Source organism: Bartonella sp. MR168JLCBS (assembly GCF_042194175.1).
On sequence record NZ_JBHIMP010000388.1, the window covers coordinates 1 to 699 of the forward strand.

The following is a 699-nucleotide window of genomic DNA, read 5'->3' on the forward strand; positions in this document are numbered from 1 at the left end:
GGACGCATTGATCCCGTCTCTGATGCCACAACTGTTGAAACGGAACTCATGCTTGCTGATCTTGAAAGTCTTGAGCGACGAATCGTACAAATCCGCAAACGTGCAACCGGAAAAGATAAAGAAGCTCTGATAATTCTTCCTATTATGGAAGCAGCATTAAACTTACTGCAGAAAGGAAGTCCTGTCCGGTCATTACTCAAAGAGATCTCTTCCGATGAGCGCCGCATCCTTGATAGTTTGAATCTTTTAACCTCCAAACCCGTACTTTATGTTTGCAATGTGAGCGAAAATGATGCCGCTCATGGAAATAGCTTTACCCAAACGGTTGAGAAAATGGCAACAACGCAAAACGCTCAAAGCATTATCATTTCTGCCTCCATTGAAGCTGAGATCACTCAACTTAATGACGCAGAAGCCATAGAATACCTTAGTGCTCTAGAGCTCGTCGAATCAAGTCTCAATTGCCTCATTCGTGCTGGTTACCATTTACTTGACCTCATTACCTATTTCACCTGTGGACCTAAAGAAACGCGAGCATGGACAATCCCCCGTGGGACTAAAGCACCTCAGGCAGCTGGTATTATCCATTCAGATTTTGAACGCGGCTTCATTCGTGCCCAAACCATCAGCTACGAGGATTATATTGCTCTAGGGGGAGAAAACGGTGCAAAAGAAGCGGGCAAAGCCCGCGATGAAGGC

At 45.5% G+C, this 699-nt stretch carries 1 protein-coding gene; it reads left to right on the plus strand.

All coding sequences use genetic code 11. The features are described 5' to 3' along the window. On the plus strand, positions 1-699 hold a 699-nt coding region (locus tag ACFIK8_RS11560; RefSeq protein ID WP_375669509.1), incomplete at both ends, for a DUF933 domain-containing protein.